Annotated in this window: 18 protein-coding genes; 14 read left to right on the top strand and 4 right to left on the bottom strand. The window is 68.7% G+C overall.

The window, feature by feature from the left end; translation table 11 throughout:
• Positions 1–14: 14 nt before the first annotated feature.
• Positions 15–1,280 (bottom strand): RsmB/NOP family class I SAM-dependent RNA methyltransferase, encoded by a 1,266-nt coding sequence (locus QP045_RS07670; RefSeq protein ID WP_422514381.1) that lies wholly within the window; start codon positions 1,278–1,280, stop codon positions 15–17.
• A gap of 133 nt (positions 1,281–1,413) precedes the next feature.
• On the opposite strand from QP045_RS07670, the gene QP045_RS07665 reads away from it, so the two are divergent.
• Positions 1,414–1,575: a DUF1674 domain-containing protein gene (locus QP045_RS07665; RefSeq protein WP_422514380.1), complete on the top strand. Its 162-nt coding sequence runs from the start codon at positions 1,414–1,416 to the stop codon at positions 1,573–1,575.
• Between the two features lie 30 nt (positions 1,576–1,605).
• Here QP045_RS07665 and QP045_RS07660 read toward each other — a convergent pair whose 3' ends face one another.
• On the bottom strand, positions 1,606–2,484 hold the full coding sequence (locus QP045_RS07660; protein WP_422514379.1) for an LOG family protein: 879 nt from the start codon (positions 2,482–2,484) through the stop codon (positions 1,606–1,608).
• An 86-nt stretch (positions 2,485–2,570) separates the two neighbouring features.
• The gene (locus QP045_RS07655) at positions 2,571–3,257 is read right to left on the bottom strand and encodes an extensin family protein (protein WP_422514378.1); all 687 of its coding nucleotides are present in this window, start codon (positions 3,255–3,257) and stop codon (positions 2,571–2,573) included.
• A 203-nt stretch (positions 3,258–3,460) separates the two neighbouring features.
• Here QP045_RS07655 and QP045_RS07650 point away from each other — a divergent pair, with 203 nt between their 5' ends.
• From QP045_RS07650 to QP045_RS07640, 3 genes are all read left to right on the top strand, one after another.
• Complete coding sequence (locus QP045_RS07650; RefSeq protein ID WP_422514377.1) at positions 3,461–4,642, top strand: phosphoserine transaminase; 1,182 nt, start codon at positions 3,461–3,463, stop codon at positions 4,640–4,642.
• Positions 4,643–4,756: 114 nt separating this feature from the next.
• Positions 4,757–6,334, top strand: coding sequence for a phosphoglycerate dehydrogenase (gene serA, locus QP045_RS07645; protein ID WP_422514376.1), 1,578 nt, complete (start codon positions 4,757–4,759; stop codon positions 6,332–6,334).
• A 127-nt stretch (positions 6,335–6,461) separates the two neighbouring features.
• Entirely contained in the window at positions 6,462–7,562 is a 1,101-nt protein-coding gene (locus QP045_RS07640) for an ATP phosphoribosyltransferase regulatory subunit (RefSeq protein WP_422514375.1), read from the top strand.
• 21 nt (positions 7,563–7,583) lie between these two features.
• Here the strand turns inward: QP045_RS07640 and QP045_RS07635 are convergent, their stop codons facing one another.
• Positions 7,584–8,759 carry a PQQ-dependent sugar dehydrogenase gene (locus QP045_RS07635; protein ID WP_422514417.1) on the bottom strand — a complete coding sequence of 392 codons (1,176 nt, stop codon included), beginning with the start codon at positions 8,757–8,759 and terminating at the stop codon, positions 7,584–7,586.
• A 231-nt stretch (positions 8,760–8,990) separates the two neighbouring features.
• On the opposite strand from QP045_RS07635, the gene rimP reads away from it, so the two are divergent.
• The 10 genes from rimP to rpsO all read left to right on the top strand — a co-directional run bounded on the left by rimP (position 8,991) and on the right by rpsO (position 18,170).
• Positions 8,991–9,533: a ribosome maturation protein RimP gene (rimP, locus tag QP045_RS07630; RefSeq protein ID WP_422514374.1), complete on the top strand. Its 543-nt coding sequence runs from the start codon at positions 8,991–8,993 to the stop codon at positions 9,531–9,533.
• A 4-nt stretch (positions 9,534–9,537) separates the two neighbouring features.
• Positions 9,538–11,229 carry a transcription termination factor NusA gene (gene nusA, locus QP045_RS07625; protein WP_422514373.1) on the top strand — a complete coding sequence of 564 codons (1,692 nt, stop codon included), beginning with the start codon at positions 9,538–9,540 and terminating at the stop codon, positions 11,227–11,229.
• Positions 11,229–11,468, top strand: coding sequence for a tautomerase family protein (locus tag QP045_RS07620; RefSeq protein WP_422514372.1), 240 nt, complete (start codon positions 11,229–11,231; stop codon positions 11,466–11,468). Before nusA ends, QP045_RS07620 begins: the two co-directional genes overlap by 1 nt.
• Positions 11,469–11,610: 142 nt before the next feature.
• Positions 11,611–12,255, top strand: a complete 645-nt coding sequence (locus QP045_RS07615; protein ID WP_422514371.1) for a DUF448 domain-containing protein — start codon at positions 11,611–11,613, stop codon at positions 12,253–12,255.
• A 3-nt stretch (positions 12,256–12,258) separates the two neighbouring features.
• Positions 12,259–15,135 (top strand): translation initiation factor IF-2, encoded by a 2,877-nt coding sequence (gene infB, locus QP045_RS07610; protein WP_422514370.1) that lies wholly within the window; start codon positions 12,259–12,261, stop codon positions 15,133–15,135.
• A gap of 55 nt (positions 15,136–15,190) precedes the next feature.
• Positions 15,191–15,580 carry a 30S ribosome-binding factor RbfA gene (rbfA, locus tag QP045_RS07605; protein ID WP_422514369.1) on the top strand — a complete coding sequence of 130 codons (390 nt, stop codon included), beginning with the start codon at positions 15,191–15,193 and terminating at the stop codon, positions 15,578–15,580.
• Positions 15,581–15,637: 57 nt separating this feature from the next.
• Positions 15,638–16,216 (top strand): thymidine kinase, encoded by a 579-nt coding sequence (locus tag QP045_RS07600; RefSeq protein WP_422514368.1) that lies wholly within the window; start codon positions 15,638–15,640, stop codon positions 16,214–16,216.
• A 74-nt stretch (positions 16,217–16,290) separates the two neighbouring features.
• On the top strand, positions 16,291–16,977 hold the full coding sequence (locus QP045_RS07595) for a site-2 protease family protein (protein ID WP_422514367.1): 687 nt from the start codon (positions 16,291–16,293) through the stop codon (positions 16,975–16,977).
• 3 nt (positions 16,978–16,980) lie between these two features.
• Positions 16,981–17,889: a tRNA pseudouridine(55) synthase TruB gene (truB, locus tag QP045_RS07590; RefSeq protein ID WP_422514366.1), complete on the top strand. Its 909-nt coding sequence runs from the start codon at positions 16,981–16,983 to the stop codon at positions 17,887–17,889.
• Between the two features lie 11 nt (positions 17,890–17,900).
• Positions 17,901–18,170 (top strand): 30S ribosomal protein S15, encoded by a 270-nt coding sequence (rpsO, locus tag QP045_RS07585; RefSeq protein ID WP_422514365.1) that lies wholly within the window; start codon positions 17,901–17,903, stop codon positions 18,168–18,170.
• The last annotated feature ends 153 nt before the right edge of the window (positions 18,171–18,323 follow it).

Raw genomic sequence — 18,323 nt, 5'->3', positions numbered from 1 at the left:
CGCAACCGTGCGTCTCAGCCGATCCGGTCCATGCGTGCGATGAAGAAGCCGTCGAGGCCGCCCTGATCGGCGAGCATGCCGGGCAGCGTGCGGATCCAGCCACGCGGATGCGGTTCGATCCCCGCCGGAAGCACCTCGGCGGACGCCGGGACGAGCCGGTAGTCGGGATGCTCGGCAAGGAAGCGCTCGACCTGCGCCTCGCCCTCCTCACGCTCCAGCGAGCAGGTGGCGTAGACGAGCCGGCCGCCGGGCTTCACCCAGTCGGCGGTGCGTGCGAGCAGCTGTGCCTGGACCTCGGCCGCCTCGGCGATCACGGACGGGCGGACCCGATGGAGCACGTCGGGGTGGCGGCGGAAGATGCCGGTGGCGCTGCACGGCGCGTCGATGAGCAGCGCATCGACCGGAGCCTCCGGCTTCCAGCGCAGGGCATCGGCCGTGACGATCCGCGCCGAAAGGCCGGTGCGCTCGAGATTCTCGGACACGCGCGCCAGCCGCTTTTCCGACACGTCGAGCGCGGTCACGTCCCAGCCGGCCGCGGCGAGCTGGAGCGTCTTGCCGCCCGGAGCGGCGCACAGGTCGATGACGGTGCCGGGCCCCTCGCCCAGCAAGCGTGCCGGCAGCGAGGCGGCGAGATCCTGCACCCACCATTCGCCCTCGGCAAAACCCGGAATCTCCGGCACGGGCACCGATCCCGGCAAGCGCCGGTGGCGGGGGAGGAGTTCCACCCCCTCGGCAGCGGTGGTGTCGCCGCGCAGGCTGAGATCGATCGGCGGCGGCGTCGCGATGGCGGCGCGGGCACCCTCGACCCCATCCTCGCCCCAGGCCGCTTCCCAGCGGAGGTGGAACAGGGCCGGAAGCGTCGGCAGTTCCGGAAGCGTCGCCCCCTTGCGCATCAGCGTGCCGAAGACGCCGTGGACGAGCTTGCGGGGACCGCCGTCGACCAGCGGCAGGACGGTGGAGATGGCGGCATGCGGCGGCGTGCCGAGCGAGAGGACCTGGACCAGGGCGATGCGCAGCGCGAACCGGGCCTTGGCATCCTCCGGCAGCGGCCGTGCCGTCGCCGAATCGATAAGCGCGTCGAGATCGGGCAGCCGGCGGAGCGCCTCGCTCACGATCGCGTGGACGAGGCCGCGGTCTTCCCGCCGATCGAGGTCCGAGGTAGCACGGTCGAGCGCGGCTTCGAGGGCGATGCCGCGACGCAGGACCGCGTCGAGCAGGCGCAGGGCGGCGCGCCGGGCGGGAACGCCGGGCGGCTCGGGCGCGAGCTGGGGGCGGGCCAAGGTCAGCCCCGCCGGCCGGGTGCGCAAACCCCGGCGTGCGTGTTTTCGTGCGTGCCTGTCGAACCGTTCACTTGATCCCGTGCCTCCTGCCGCCGATGTGGAACATCGCGTACGTCCTTTTCCGGAGAGTCCCATGGGCCAGCGACCGCCCCACGTGAAGCCACCCGAGCATCTTTCCAAAAACCGGCCGGTGCCCGCGCCTGAGCCGGTTTCCCCGCCTTCCGACGATCCCCTCGGCAAGAACCCGGTGCGCTATGGCGACTGGGAGCTGAAGGGGGTCGCCGTCGACTTCTAGGGCGCGCTGGCTTGCGCGGGCGCGCCGGGCCTATTCCGGCAATTCGTCGCCGCGGGCGCGATAGAATGCCTTGACCGCGTCCCAGCCTTCTTCCGCGGTTTCGCAGAAGGTGATGAGGTCGAGGTCGCGGGGCGAGATCACGCCCTCTTCGCACAGAGCCTCCAGGTTCACGACCCGGTTCCAGAACTCGCGGCCGTAGAAGAGCACCGGGATCGGCGCGACCTTGCCGGTCTGGATCAGGGTCAGCAGTTCGAACGCCTCGTCGAACGTGCCGAACCCGCCCGGAAACACCGCGACCGCGCGGGCGCGCAGCAGGAAGTGCATCTTGCGCAGCGCGAAATAGTGGAACTGCATCGACAGTCCCGGCGTCACGTAGGAGTTCGGTGCCTGTTCGTGCGGCAGCACGATGTTGAGCCCGATCGATTCGGCGCCGGCCTCGGCCGCGCCGCGGTTCGCGGCCTCCATGATCGAGGGGCCACCGCCCGAACACACGACGAACTGGCGCCGGCCGTCCTCCGCCAGCGGGAAGTTGCTGGCGAGGCCGGCGAGTTCGCGGGCGACATCATAATATTTGGACTTGGCGATCAGCCGCTCGGCGATGCGCCTGGCGCGGTCGTCCTGGGCGAGTTCCAGAAGGGCCCCCGCCTTGCAGGGCTCGGGGATGCGCGCCGAGCCATAGATCACGAAGGTCGAGGCGATCTTGGCGGCATCGAACACCAGTTCCGGCTTCAGCAGTTCCAGCTGGAAGCGAACCGGACGCAGGTCCTCGCGCAGCAGGAAGTCCATGTCCTGGAAGGCGAGACGATAGGCCGGATGCTCGGTCTGCGGCGTCGAGATCTGGGTCCGGGCGCTCTCGGCCTCGTGCTTGGCGTCGCGAAATACGCGCGACGGTACTCGGGTATCGGTCATGACATTTCCTGCAACAGCCGGCGCGGGCAGAGGGCGCGCGCCGGGCGAAAGCGGTCCAATCTAGAGAGACGGGGCGCTGGCGCAAGCTAGCGGCAATAGCCGCCGCGGCCGCCCATGTCGAAGTGCAAGTGGTTGTAGTGCGCGGCATTATAGTCCGGGCTCAGGACGGTGCGGAACCGCCGGCACGCCGAGCGGCGGACGATCTGCAGGAACTGCTGAACCGCAGGATCGCGCGACTGCCACCCCTGTTCGATGCTGATGCGGCGGCCGTCGGCCAGCACGAAGCCGCCGACATCGATCGCGTTGGCAAGGCCGTGCTCCGACAGCTTGGCCGACCCGGCGGCACCCTGGCCGACGATGCCGCGACAGACATAGCTGCCATAGCTTTCGATCCGCACCACGTTGCTGCCCAGGATCTGGCGGGCGGCAGGGCCGACGCCGTGCTGGACCCAGCCGACAAAGGCGCGGGCGGTGGGGCAGCGGATCGCCTTCAGGCCGGAGGTAGGGGTGCCGAAATCAAGCAGCTGCACCGCGCCCAAAACCTGGCAGCCGCCGCCATAATCGCGATCCGGAAGCGGGCTGAACCGCACGCCCGCGCGCGACAGGTCGGCATAGCATTGGCGGGTGTCGGCGGGGGTCGGGCCCGTGAGCGTGATCGGCCCGCTGCCGCGCGGACGCGGCGGGCGCTTGTCCTTGTCGCCGCCCCCAAAGACGCAGGCCGAAAGCAGCAGCACGAGCAGAAGGGGCAGAAAACGACGGGAATCCAGATCCATCCCCAAGGTGTAGCGGAGTTTCGGGCGAAGGCGCCACCCGGGGCGGGGCCGGCCGAAGCCGTAGCGGCTCGGCCCGCCGCCTTTGGGCACCGTTCACCCAATTCGCGTAACGCACGCGTTGACAAGCTGCGTGCGATCGCTAGGGCCGTCGGCGGGCCACGCTGTCCCAACGCAGCGCGTGCTCTCTGTGAGGAGAGACTATTTTGACGGATACAGTTTCGGTTCCCGCCACCGGTGCGTCTGCCGCACCCGAAAAGCCCGCCACCAAGCCGGCGCGCCCCCATTTTTCTTCTGGTCCCTGCGCCAAGCCCCCGGGCTGGTCGCCTGAGAAGCTCGCCACCGAGGTTCTCGGCCGCTCGCACCGCTCGAAGATCGGCAAGGCGCGGTTGCAGCGCGCGATCGACCTGACCCGCGAACTGCTCCAGGTCCCCGACACCCACCGCATCGGCATCGTGCCCGGCTCCGACACGGGTGCCGTCGAAATGGCGATGTGGTCGCTGCTCGGCGCGCGGCCGGTGACGCTGCTCGCCTGGGAGAGCTTTGGCGAAGGCTGGGTGACCGACGCGGTCAAGCAGCTCAAGATCGAGCCGACCGTGCTCAAGGCGCCCTATGGCGAGATCGTCGACCTGACCCAGGTAAGCCCCGACCATGACGTGATTTTCACGTGGAACGGGACCACCTCGGGCGTCCGCGTGCCGAACGGCGACTGGATCGCCGACGACCGCGGCGGCCTGACGATTGCCGATGCGACCTCGGCCGTGTTCGCGATGGACCTGCCGTGGGACAAGCTCGATGTGGTCACCTTCTCGTGGCAGAAGGTGCTGGGCGGCGAGGGCGCGCACGGCGTGCTGATCCTCGGCCCGCGCGCGGTCGAGCGGCTGGAAAGCTACACGCCGGCATGGCCGCTTCCCAAGATCTTCCGCATGACCAAGGGCGGCAAGCTGATCGAGGGCATCTTCAAGGGCGAGACCATCAACACGCCGTCGATGCTGGCCGTCGAGGATGCGATCTTCGCGATGGAATGGGCGCAGCACGTCGGCGGGCTCAACGGCCTGATCGCGCGCTCCACCGCCAATGCGACCGCGCTCGGCCGGATCGTCGAGGCGCGCGAATGGCTCGACCATCTGCCCGCCGACCCGGCGATCCGCTCGAATACCAGCGTCTGCCTGAAGCTCGTCACCGACGCCGATGCCGACGCCCAGGCCGCGATGATCAAGAAGATGGCGTCGCTGCTGGAAGCGGAAGGCGCGGCGTTCGACATCGCCGGCTATCGCGACGCCCCGGCGGGCCTGCGAATCTGGTGCGGCGCGACCGTCGACACCGCCGATATCGAGGCGCTCGGCCCTTGGCTCGACTGGGCCTGGGAACAGGTCAAGCCGGCCTGATCCGCTTTCCGCCCCTGCCTGAGGCAGGGGCGCCGGGGCGCCTCAATCCGCGCCCGCCCTTCAAGGCTCCTGCCTTCGCAGGAGCGCTGCACACATTTTCCAAGGACCCAATCCATGCCCAAAGTCCTCATCTCCGACAAAATGGATCCCAAGGCCGCCCAGATCTTTCGCGAGCGCGGGGTCGAGGTGGACGAGATCACCGGCAAGACGCCCGAAGAGCTGAAGGCCATCATCGGCCAGTATGACGGCCTCGCCATCCGCTCCTCGACCAAGGTGACCAAGGAAATCCTGGACGCCGCGACCAACCTGAAGGTGGTCGGGCGCGCCGGCATCGGCGTCGACAACGTCGACATCCCCGCCGCCTCGGCGCGTGGCGTGGTGGTGATGAACACCCCGTTCGGCAACTCGATCACGACCGCCGAGCACGCCATCGCGCTGATGTTCGCGCTCGCCCGCCAGCTGCCCGAGGCCGACGCCTCGACCCAGGCCGGCAAGTGGGAAAAGAACCGCTTCATGGGCGTCGAGCTCACCGCCAAGACGCTGGGCCTGATCGGCGCGGGCAACATCGGCTCGATCGTTGCCGACCGTGCGCGCGGCCTCAAGATGAAGGTCGTCGCCTTCGACCCGTTCCTGACCCCGGAACGCGCGATCGAGATGGGCGTGGAGAAGGTCGACCTCGACACGCTGCTCGCGCGGGCCGATTTCATCACGCTGCACACGCCGCTTACCGACCAGACCCGCAACATCCTGTCGGCCGAGAATCTCGCCAAGACCAAGAAGGGCGTGCGCATCATCAACTGCGCGCGCGGCGGCCTGATCGACGAGGCGGCGCTGAAGGCGGGGCTCGATTCGGGCCATATCGGCGGCGCGGCGCTCGACGTGTTCGTGAACGAGCCGGCAAAGGACTCGCCGCTGTTCGGCACGCCGAACTTCATCTCCACCCCGCATCTGGGTGCATCCACGACCGAGGCGCAGGTCAATGTCGCGATCCAGGTCGCCGAGCAGATGGCCGATTACCTGGTGTCGGGCGGCGTCACCAACGCGCTCAACATGCCGTCGCTGTCGGCCGAGGAAGCACCCAAGCTCAAGCCGTACATGGCGCTGGCGGAAAAGCTCGGCTCGCTGGTCGGCCAGCTCGCGCACGGCGCGCTCAGCTCGATCGCGATCGAGGTCGAGGGTGCGGCGGCCGAGCTCAACCAGAAGCCGATTACCGGCGCGGTGCTCGCCGGCCTGATGCGCGTCCATTCGGACACGGTGAACATGGTCAACGCCCCGTACCTCGCCAAGGAGCGCGGGCTCGAGGTGCGCGAAGTACGCAACGAGCGCGAGGGCGATTACCATACGCTGGTGCGCGTGACGGTCCGCACCGAGGCCGGCGACCGCTCGGTCGCGGGCACGCTGTTCGGCAACCAGGCGCCGCGCCTGGTCGAGCTGTTCGGCATCAAGGTCGAGGCCGACCTTGCCGGGCACATGCTCTACATCGTCAACGAGGACGCACCGGGCTTCATCGGCCGCCTGGGCACCACGCTGGGCGAAGCGGGCGTCAACATCGGCACCTTCCACCTCGGCCGCCGCAATGCCGGGGGCGAGGCGATCCTGCTGTTGTCGGTCGACGAACCGGTGACGCCGGAGCTCGCCGCCAAGGTGCGCGCGCTGCCGGGTGTGCGCACGGCGATGGCGCTGGCGTTCTGATGACGGGCGGGGAGGGGCGCTGTCCCTCCCCAACCGCCGGCCCAAGCTTGTCGCGGGCGGACACATCCCGTAGCTGCCGGCCACGACACGGCGCGCCGATCCCGGCCGCGCCCAACAGGATGTTTCGATGACCGGCCTCTTGCCCGAAGGGTTCCACGATCGCCTGCCGCCCGCCGCCGATGCGGTCGCGCGGTTCGAAGGGCGCGTGCTGTCGGTCGCGCGCAGCTATGGCTATGAGCAGGTCGATCCCCCGCTCGCCGAATTCGAGGATGCGCTCGGCCGCCGGCTGAAGGCGGCGCGCGCGCAGGACGCCGTTCGCTTCGTCGATCCGGTTTCGCAGCGCACGCTTGCGATCCGGCCCGACATGACCGCGCAGGTCGGCCGTATCGCCGCCACCCGCATGGGCCATCACCCGCGCCCGGTGCGGCTGTGCTACGCGGGGCCGGTGCTGCGCCTGCGCGCCGCCGACCTCGACCAGCGGCGCGCGCTGCGCCAGATCGGTGCCGAGCTGATCGGGCTCGATAGCGTCGCGGCGGTCCGGGAGATCGTGAGCGTCGCGGTGGAGGCGCTGGCCGCCGCAGGACTGTCCGACGTCTCGGTCGACTTCACCCTGCCGGACGTGCTCGACGCCCTGGCCGGCGGTACGCTGACGACGGCGCAGCTCGACGCGCTGCGCGAGGCGCTCGACGGCAAGGATGCCGGCGCGGTCGCGGCGATCGATCCCGCCTATCTGCCGCTGATCGAGGCGGCCGGGCCGTTCGACCAGGCGCTGGCGCGGCTGCGCGAAAGCGACGTGTCGGGCAAGCTGCGCAGCCGGCTCGACGGGCTGGAGGAAATCGCCGGGGCGGTCCGTGACCGGGTGGCGCTGACGCTCGACCCGACCGAGCGCCACGGCTTCGAATATCAGAGCTGGGTCGGCTTCTCGCTGTTCGCGCGCGGCCTGCGCGCCGAGATCGGGCGCGGCGGCAGCTATGCGGTGATGGGCGAGGACGGCAGTGCCGAGCCGGCGGTCGGATTCTCGCTCTATGCCGATGTGCTGCTCGATGCCGGCGTGGGGGCGGACGCGCGCCGGCGGCTGTTCCTGCCGTTCGGCACGCCCGCTGAGACGGGCGCTGCGCTGCGCGCAGAGGGCTGGGTGACGGTGGCCGCGCTGACCGCAGAGGACACGCCCGAGGCGCAGCTGTGCACCCACCGCCTGGGGAGCGAGGGGCCGGTCGCGCTCGGCTGACGCGGCCCCCCGCGATCGGGATCAGGCGGGCTTAGTCAGCTTCAGCAGCCGGCCGCCTTCGCCATCTTCCAGCACCCAGATCGCACCGTCGGGGCCCTGTTCGACCTCGCGGATGCGCTCGCCCATCGGCCACTGGTCGCCCTTGCGCGCATTGGTGCCGTCGACGTCGACGCGGACGAGCGACTGGCTCGACAGGCCGCCGATGAACAGGTCGCCCTTCCATTCCGGGAACATCGCGCCGGAGTAGACCATGAGGCCGCCCGGCGAGATCACCGGGTTCCACGACACCTTGGGCGCCTCGAACCCGTCGCCGGGCTTGTGGTCCGGAATGTCGCGCCCGTCGTAATGGCTGCCGTTCGAGACCTTGGGCCAGCCATAGTTGCGGCCCGCGACGATCAGGTTGACCTCGTCGCCGCCCTTGGGGCCCATTTCCTGCTCCCACAGATTGCCGTTGGCGTCGACGGCGATGCCCAGCAGGTTGCGGTGGCCATAGGACCAGACCGCGGGATGGAAGCCCTTGGAGGCAAGTTCGGGCGTGCCCGCCGGCTTGCCGTCGAGGGTCAGGCGCAACACCTTGCCCAGGGTCGCCTTTGGATCCTGTGCGGGGTCGAACTTCTGGCGCTCGCCATTGGTGAAGAAGAGGTGCTGGCCGTCGGGCGCAAAGGCGATGCGGCCCGAATAATGGCCGTCGCCCGACACGAAGGGTGTGGCGCTGAACAGCTCGGTGACGCCTTCCAGACGCGCACCCTTGCTGTCCTCGACGAGGCGGCCGCGCCACAGTTTGACGCCCTTGCCGCCCGGACCAGCGACCGATCCGGAGAAATAGACGAGCTTGCTGCGGTCGAAATCCGGTGCCGCAACGACGTCCATCAGGCCGCCCTGACCCGCGCTGTCGGTGGCAGGGATGCCGCCCACCGGCGTGGTTGCGGAGGTGCTGTTCTGGCCTGACGCCAGTGTCGCCAGCACCATGCGTCCGCCTTTCTCGGTGACCAGCATCCGCCCGTCCGGCAGGAAGGTCATCGCCCAGGGGGCGTCGAAGGTGGCGACCGGCGTGACCGCGAACGGCAGGCCCTCCGCAGCAGCGGGTGCGGCGGCAGTGGGGGCGGCTTCGGCGATGTTGGCGTTCGCCGGGTCCTGGGGCGCACCGCAGGCGGCCACCAGAACGGCGACGGCGGTGCAGGCGATGGTGCGGTGCATGGTCATTCTCCCTTTTCTTTGCCAACGCGGGTCCTTGGCCGATGTTGCGGCGGCGGCGGCCCTTCGAAAGCTGCTTGTCCTGTTCTGACGAATTGCCTATATCGCGGCTGTTCTCGACATTGGAAACCTTGACGAGGTCGGACCCGACGGGCCCGGCGCTGATGGGGCATACCTGGGTCGAACGCAATTTTACGAACCGGCAACTGGCCGGCACAACGACTGGAGCGTGGATTGGCGGACATCGCCGAACTCAACCGGCTGATCGAGCCCGAGGCGAAGGCGCTCGGACTTGCGCTGGTGCGCGTGAAGATGCTCGGCGGCAAGTCCGACCCGACGCTGCAGGTGATGGCCGAGCGGCCGGACACCCGCCAGCTGACGATCGACGACTGCGCCACGCTGTCGCGTCGCCTGTCGGACGTGTTCGACGCGCTGGAAGCCGAGGGCCGCGATCCCATCGAGGGTGCATACCGGCTCGAGGTCTCCTCGCCCGGCATCGACCGCCCGCTGACGCGCCTCCAGGACTTTGCCGACTGGGCAGGGCAGGAAGCGCGCATTACGCTGGTCGAGCCGATCGAGGGGCGCAAGCAGCTCACCGGCGACCTGAAGGGTGTCGAAGACGAGCTGATCGTGATCGACGTCCGCAAGTTCCACGAGATGAAGGTGCCGTTCGCAGCGGTCGCCGACGCCAAGCTCACCATCACCGACAAGCTCCTCGCCGCCACCCAGCCGCTCGACGCGAGCGGGGCGGACGACATCATCGAAGTAGAAGGGTAAGCCCATGGCCACTGCCGTTACCGCCAACCGCGCCGAACTGATCGCCATTGCCGATTCGGTCGCGCGCGAGAAGCTGATCGACAAGGCCATCGTCATCGAGGCGATGGAGGACGCGATCCAGCGCGCTGCCCGCGCGCGCTACGGCGCCGAGAACGACATTCGTGCCAAGCTCGACCCCAACACCGGCGATCTGCGCTTGTGGCGCGTGGTCGAGGTGGTCGAGGCCGTCGACGATTATTTCAAGCAGGTCGACGTCGCCCAGGCGCAGAAGCTCCAGAAGGGCGCGGTCGTCGGCGACTATATCGTCGATCCGTTGCCCCCGATCGAGTTCGGCCGCATCGCGGCCCAGGCTGCCAAGCAGGTGATCTTCCAGAAGGTCCGCGACGCAGAGCGCGAGCGCCAGTATGAAGAGTTCAAGGACCGCGTCGGCGAGATCATCACCGGGGTCGTCAAGCGCGTCGAGTTCGGCCATGTCGTCGTCGACCTGGGCCGCGCCGAGGGCGTGATCCGCCGCGACCAGCAGATCCCGCGCGAAGCCGTTCGCGTCGGTGATCGTACCCGCTCGTTGATCCTGAACGTCCGCCGCGAGAACCGCGGCCCCCAGATCTTCCTTTCCCGCGCGCACCCCGACTTCATGAAGAAGCTGTTCGCGCAGGAAGTCCCCGAGATCTACGACGGTATCATCGAGATCAAGGCTGCCGCCCGTGACCCGGGTTCGCGCGCCAAGATCGGCGTGATCAGCCGCGACAGCTCGATCGACCCGGTCGGCGCCTGCGTCGGCATGAAGGGCAGCCGCGTCCAGGCGGTCGTCCAGGAAATGCAGGGCGAGAAGATCGACATCATTCCCTGGTCGGAAGACACGGCGACCTTCGTGGTCAACGCGCTCCAGCCGGCGAACGTCAGCCGCGTCGTGATCGACGAGGAAGAAGATCGCATCGAGGTGGTGGTGCCCGACGACCAGCTGAGCCTGGCGATCGGCCGTCGCGGCCAGAACGTCCGCCTGGCGAGCCAGCTCACCGGCAAGGCGATCGACATCCTGACCGAGGCCGATGCGTCCGAGAAGCGCCAGAAGGAATTCGTCGAGCGTTCGGCGATGTTCGAAGGCGAACTCGACGTGGACGAGACGCTGGCACAGCTGCTGGTGGCCGAAGGCTTCGGCGCGCTCGAGGAAGTCGCCTATGTCGAGGTCGACGAGCTCGCCGCGATCGAGGGCTTTGACGAGGACCTGGCCGCCGAGCTGCAGAATCGTGCGCAGGAAGCGCTCGATCGCCGCGAGGAAGCCAATCGCGAGGCGCGCCGCGCCCTGGGTGTCGAAGACGCCCTGGCCGAGATTCCGTACCTGACCGAGGCGATGCTGGTGACGCTGGGCAAGGCGGGCATCAAGACGCTCGACGACCTGGCCGATCTCGCCACCGACGAGCTGGTCGAGAAGAAGCGCGTCGAGCCGCGCCGCCGCAACGAGGACGCGCCCAAGCGGGCCGAGCCCAAGGGCGGCATCCTGGCCGAGTACGGGCTGAGCGACGAGCAGGGCAACGAGATCATCATGGCTGCCCGCGCCCACTGGTTCGACGACGAGGAGGCACCTGCCGCTGAAGCGTCTGCGGACGAAGCGTCTGGCGAAGAAGCTCCCGCCGAAGAAGCTCCCGCTGCCGAGGCTCCGGCCGAAGCGGCGACGGGCGAGGAGGCCAAGGCCTGATGCCGTTTGTCGACATTCGCCTGGCCGGCGCCGCCTCGCGCGAGCAGAAGGCGGCGATTGTCGCCGACGTCACGCGTTCGCTGGTCGAGCGGCTGGGCAAGAGCCCGGCCGCCGTCCAGATCAACATTACCGAGCTGTCGACCGAGAACTACGGTGCCGGCGGACAGCTGATCGTGGATCGTGACGCCGACATGGCGCGCCAAGCGGGGGAGGACGCGCATGCGGAACCCTCGCAATGATCCGGCTACGGTAACACCGCGCGCCCCCGGGCATCGCGGGAAGCGCACCACGACGACGACACCCCGCCCCCCGCGCGAGCCGCGCGAGGGACCGGAGCGTAGCTGTATCCTGACGCGCGAAACCGGCGAGCGGGCACGACTCGTGCGCCTGGCGCTGTCTCCGGACGGAGAAGTGCTGCCCGATGTCCATGCCAAGGCCCCGGGCCGCGGCGCGTGGATCGGCGTCGATCGCGCCGAACTCGACGCGGCGATCGCCAAGGGCCGGCTCAAGGGTGCGTTGTCGCGTGCGTTCAAGACGCAGGCAATCACCATCCCCGACGACCTTTCCGAGCGAATCGCATCGGCGCTGCAACGTGCGGCGCTGGAACGGCTCGGCCTGGAATCGCGTTCGGGCAAATTGGTGACGGGTGGCGAACGCATTGAAAAGGCGGCCCGCAGCGGCCAGCTCCACGCCCTGTTCCACGCCGCGGATGCGGGCGCGGACGGGGCGGGCAAGCTTGCCCAGGCGTGGCGTGTCGGAACGGATCGCGAAGGCAGCGGTGCGAAGGGACTGGTATTGCCGGTCGGCCGCACCATATTGTCCTTGGCGCTGGGGCGCGAAAATGTGGTACATGTCGGCGTGACCGACAGACCAGCGGCCAGTCGGGTCGGCGAAGCGATCGCCCGATGGCTGCACTTTATCGGACCCGTACCCTCCTCCGTGTCTTGCGAATCCGAATCGCAGGGCGCATCGGCTGTCGTAATCTCGGCGGCCGCACAGATTACGACGAAGCAGGAACTCGAGTAACGCATGAGCGAGACGGACAACGACAAGCCGAAGCTGGGCGCGCGGGCACCGCTGGGGCTGAAGCGCACGGTTGAGACTGGCAAGGTGAAGCAGAGCTTCAGCCATGGCCGGTCCAACACCGTGGTCGTGGAGGTCAAGCGCCGCCGCGTACTCGGCCGCCCCGGCGAAGAGCAGCAGCAGGCAGCGCCTGCGGCAGCACCCGCAGCCGAAGTGGCCGCGGCAACCCCGGCGCCTGCGCCGGCGGCACCGCGTGCCCCGGCACCTGCTCCGGCCGCGAACCCGCACGCCGGCCTCTCCCGCCACGAGATTCAGGCGAAGCTGCTGCGCGAGGCCGAAGAGGCCCGCATGACGGCGCTCGAGGAATCGCGTCGCCGTGACGAGCGCCTGCGCCAGGAAGCGATCAGCCAGGAACAGCGCCGCGCCGAGGAAAATCGTCGCGTCGAGGAAGCGCCCGTCGAGGCACCTGCCGCGGCGCCGACGCCGGCTCCCGAGCCGGTAGCCGAAGCCAAGGTTGAGGCGGCGCCCGCGCCGGCCGCGCCTGCTCCGGCAGCGCCCGAGGCACCGGTCGCCGAGGCACCTGCTGCTCCGACGCCCGCGCCCGCTCCGGTCGAGACGCCTGCGCCGGCACCCGCGCCGGTCGCTGCGGCTCCCAAGCCGGCCGCGCCCGCACCGCAGGCTGCCAAGCCGGCTGCCCAGGCGCCGCGTCGCCCGGCCGCCCCGCCGCGTCCGCAGCAGCCGATGATGCTGCAGCTCGACCCGTCGCTGCCGGCTCCGCGTCGCTTCACGCCCGTGCAGCGCCCCGAGATTCCGAAGCCCGAGCCGAAGCCCGCACCGGCGCCGGCACCTGCTGCGGAAACCACCACCCAGGCAGCCACGACGGCGAACAACGCACCTGCGAACCGCACCGGTGCTGCTCCGGCTCCGCGCCGCAACGACGCTCCCGGCCGGCCGACGCCTTCGCGTGACCGCAAGGGCGACGATCGCCGCCAGTCGGGCAAGCTCACCGTCACCCGCGCCCTGGGCGATGGCGACGGCGCACGCGCCCGCTCGCTCGCCGCTCTCAAGCGGGCACGCGAAAAGGAAAAGCGTCACTTCGGTGGCCCGCGTGAGCCGCAGGCCAAGCAGGTCCGCGACGTGCAGGTTCCCGAGGCGATCACCGTCCAGGAACTCGCCAACCGCATGGCCGAGAAGGGCGCCGACCTGGTGAAGGCGCTGTTCAAGATGGGCATGCCCGTCACCATGACGCAGACGATCGATCAGGACACCGCCGAGCTGCTGGTGACCGAGTTCGGCCACAACATCGTGCGCGTCAGCGACAGCGACATCGATCTGGCGCTCGACACGACCGAGGACGCACCCGAGACGCTGAAGCCGCGTCCGCCGGTGGTCACGATCATGGGCCATGTCGATCACGGCAAGACGTCGCTGCTCGACGCGCTGCGCGGCACCGATGTGGTGCGCGGCGAGGCCGGTGGCATCACCCAGCACATCGGCGCCTATCAGGTCACCCTGAAGGACAAGTCGAAGATCACCTTCCTCGACACGCCGGGCCACGAGGCCTTCACCGAGATGCGTGCGCGCGGTGCCGACGTCACCGACATCGTCATCCTGGTGGTGGCGGCCGACGACGGGCTGATGCCGCAGACGATCGAGGCGATCAATCACACCAAGGCATCGGGCAAGCCGATGATCGTGGCGATCAACAAGATCGACAAGCACGAGGCCAATGCCCAGCGCGTGCGCGAGCGTCTGCTCGAGCACAATGTCCAGGTCGAAGAGATGGGCGGCGAGACGCAGGACGTCGAAGTGTCCGCACTCAAGAAGATCGGCCTCGATACGCTGGTCGAGAAGATCCAGCTGCAGGCCGAACTGCTCGAGCTGAAGGCGAACCCGGATCGCCCGGCAGAGGGTGCCGTGATCGAGGCGAAGCTCGACAAGGGCCGCGGCCCGGTCGCGACCGTCCTGGTCAGCCGCGGTACGCTGCGGGTCGGCGACGTCTTCGTCGTCGGTGCCGAGAGCGGCAAGATCCGCGCGCTGGTCGACGACAAGGGCCGTCAGGTGAAGCAGGCTGGTCCGGCGATGCCGGTCGAGATCCTGGGCCTGTCGGGCGTGCCGATGGCGGGTGACCTGCTGCAGGTGGTGGAGAACGAGGCGCGTGCCCGCGAAGTCGCGGAATATCGTGCAGGCGTGATCCAGCAGAAGCGCACGGCCAGCGCCCCGGCCAGCCTGGAGAGCATGTTCTCCGCGCTCAAGGACAAGAAGGCGATCGAGTATCCGCTGGTCGTCAAGGCCGATACCCAGGGTACGGTCGAGGCCATCGTCGGCTCGCTCAACAAGATCTCCACCGACGAGATCCGGGTGCGGATCCTGCATTCGGGCGTCGGCGGCATCACCGAGAGCGATGTCACGCTGGCGGGTGCGTCGGGGGCGCCGATCATCGGCTTCAACGTCCGCGCCAATGCCAAGGCACGCGAGATCGCCGATCGGAACAAGGTCGCGCTGAAGTACTACGACGTCATCTACGACCTGGTGGACGAGATCCGCGCCGGCATGGCGGGCGAGCTTGGACCCGAGGCGTTCGAGACGGTCGTGGGCCGCGCCGAGATCCGCGACGTCTTCTCCGCAGGCAAGACCGGCAAGGCTGCAGGTCTGCTCGTGGTGGAAGGTGTCATCCGCAAGGCGCTCAAGGCCCGCATCACGCGCAACGACGTCATCATCTACCAGGGCGAGATTGCCTCGCTCCGCCGGTTCAAGGACGATGTCGCCGAAGTTCGTGCAGGCCTGGAATGCGGTGTGACGTTCACGCAGAACTTCACCGACATCAAGGCGGGCGACTTCCTTGAGACCTACGAAGTCGAGATGCGCGAGCGCACGCTCTGAGAACCCGCGTCACCCCGGTTTCGGCCGGGGTGACGCCCTGTTTCAAGATTGCACCATGAAGAACGAACCGCAGGAAAAGTCCGTCCGCACGCTCCGCGTGGGCGAGCAGGTCCGCCACATCCTGTCGGAAATCCTTCAGCGTGGCGATGTGCACGACGAGACGCTGGCGACCCATATGGTGTCGGTGACGGAAGTGCGGATGTCGCCCGACCTGCGCCACGCGACCGTGTTCGTGAAGCCGCTGCTGGGCAAGGACGAGGACGCGGTGCTGAAGGCGCTGCGCACCAACACCGCCTATCTGCAGCGTGAGGTCGCGCACCGCGTGAAGATGAAATACGCGGCCAAGCTCAAGTTCCTGCCGGACGAGAGCTTCGAGGAGGCCAGCCACATCGACGCGCTGCTGCGGGCGCCCAAGGTGGCGCAGGACCTGACCGACGGCGACTGACCCGCCGCCCTGTCCGACGACTGGCCCGACGCCTCTTTCGATCGAGACCCCCGCCCGATGGCCAAGCTCTATTTCTACTACGCCTCGATGAACGCGGGGAAGTCGACCATGCTGCTGCAGGCCGACTTCAACTATCGCGAGCGTGGCCTCAGCACCTTGCTGTTCACCGCCGCGCTGGACGATCGCGCCGGGCCGGGGACTATCGGATCGCGCATCGGCCTGTCGGCGCCGGCGGCGACGTTCGACGCCAGCACCGACCTGCTGGGGGCCGTCGCGGCCGCCCGCGCGGCGGCTCCGGTCGGATGTGTCCTGGTGGACGAGGCGCAGTTTCTCACCACAGCGCAGGTTGACCAGCTCGCGCGCGTGGCAGACGAGCTGGGGGTGCCGGTGCTCGCCTATGGCCTGCGGACGGATTTTCGCGGCGCCTTGTTCGAGGGATCGGCGCGGCTGCTCGCGATCGCGGACGCGCTGACGGAGATCAAGTCGATCTGCACCTGCGGCGCCAAGGCGACGATGAACCTGCGCGTCGATGCCAGCGGCAACGCGGTGCGGGAAGGCGCGCAGACGGAGATCGGCGGCAACGACCGCTATGTCGCGCTGTGCCGTCGCCATTTCGCAGAGGCGATGCGGGGCTAGCCGCCCCGGATTACCCGGTCGCGTCCGGCTGCGGGCTTGCGGCGGGGGCCCGGCGTCGCCACTGACGATCCATCATGGACATTACCCAATCCGTCTGGATGATCGCCGCCAGTGTCGTGACGCTCGTCATCGCCATCGTCTTTCACGAGGTCGCGCATGGCGTGGTCGCCAACTGGCTGGGCGATCCGACCGCGGCCGAGCAGCGCCGCCTGACCTTCAACCCGATCCGCCACATCGACCCCATCGGCACCATCGGCCTTCCGCTGCTGCTCGCGATCTCCGGCGCGCCGGTGTTCGGCTGGGCAAAGCCGGTGCCGGTCAATGCGCAGCGCCTGCGCAATCCGCGCTGGGACATGGTGCTGGTGGCGCTCGCGGGTCCCGGGATCAACATTCTGCTCGCCCTTACCGGGGCGCTGCTGATCGCGGTGCTGGCCTCCGTCAGCGGTTCCGGCGACGGCTCGGTGGCGCGTTTCATGGTCCAGGTTCTGCTCAACTTCGTGTTGATCAACCTCTTCCTGGCGGTGTTCAACCTGCTGCCGGTGCCGCCCTTCGACGGCGGCCACGTCGTGGAAGGCCTGCTGCCGCGCCCGCTTGCGCAACGCTATGCCCAGATCGGACGCTTCGGGATCGTCGTGCTGCTCGTGCTGCTGGTCGTCCTGCCGATGATCTCGCCCCAGGCCAATGTCGTCGGGCGGATCGTCACCCCCATCGTGTACGAGGTCGCGAACGCGATGCTGCGCCTCGTCGGGCTGGGGAACTGAGCGATGCACGGCTGGATATTGCTCGACAAGCCGCTGGGGCTCGGCTCGACCCAGGGGGTGAGCGCGGTCAAGCGTGCCTTGCGCGACGGCGGCTATGGCAGGTTCAAGGTCGGCCATGGCGGGACGCTCGATCCGCTGGCGACGGGCGTGCTGCCGATCGCGCTGGGGGAGGCGACCAAGCTCGCCGGGCGGATGCTCGACAGCGACAAGGTATATGACTTCACCATCCGCTTTGGCGAACAGACCGACACGCTCGACCTGGAAGGGACGGTGATCGCCACGTCCGAGGTGCGGCCAACCCGTGCCGGGGTCGAGGCGGTGCTGCCCCGCTTCACCGGCCCGATCGCACACGTGCCGCCGATCTATTCGGCGCTGAAGGTCGACGGCCAGCGCGCCTATGCGCTGGCGCGGGCAGGCGAGGAGGTCGAGCTCAAGAGCCGCGACGTCACGATCCACGCGCTGACCCTGGCCGATGCTGACGCCGACGCCGGCGCGGACGGGCCGCTGGAGGCGGTGACGCTGACCGCGCATGTGTCGAAGGGGACCTATATCCGCAGCCTCGCCCGCGACATCGCGCTGGCGCTCGGCACCGTCGGCCATGTGACCATGCTGCGCCGGGTGAAGGCAGGGCCATTCGGGCTGAAAACGGCCATTTCGCTGGACAAACTGGCAGAACTCGGTAAGGGCCACGCGCTTGCGCAAGCGCTTCTGCCATTGAGGGCAGGGCTGGACGACATCCCGGCTTTTTCCCTCACCCCCGACCAGGCAGGGCGGCTCCGTCAGGGGCAGCAGTTGGTCGGGATCGCCGCTGACGAGGGTCCGGCCTTTGCGATGCTGGACGATGTTCCGGTCGCCTTGGTCGAGGTCCAGCACGGGGTCGCCCGTGTCGTTCGCGGTTTTAACCTCGAATAGAAAGGACGACGATGTCGATCACCCAGGAGCGCAAGGAAGCGCTGATCAAGGAACATGGCCGCGAGAGCGGCGACACCGGCAGCCCCGAGGTTCAGGTCGCGATCCTGACCGACCGGATTGCCAACCTCACCGAGCACTTCAAGACCCACGCGAAGGATAACCATTCGCGCCGCGGTCTGCTGATGCTGGTCAACAAGCGTCGTTCGCTGCTCGACTATCTTCGCAAGAAGGATGCCGGGCGCTACACCGCGCTGATCGCGAAGCTGGGTCTTCGCAAGTAAGGAACGGCGCCCCGCGGGGCGCCGTTTTCTTTTCCCCACACCGCTGGGGATATGGCACAAGGGCATGCCGCCCCCGGCGGCGCCCACGAGATTCTCCGACGTCTCTCCGCGCGGAGCGGAAGCACGAAGGAGCAGGACCGAGCGCAATCCGGC

It is taken from the genome of Sphingomonas sp. 3-13AW, from assembly GCF_049311085.1.
Classification (GTDB): Bacteria; Pseudomonadota; Alphaproteobacteria; order Sphingomonadales; family Sphingomonadaceae; genus Sphingomonas.
Note: the sequence above shows the minus strand (reverse complement) of the source record. Positions and strands in the feature narration are given on the sequence as shown.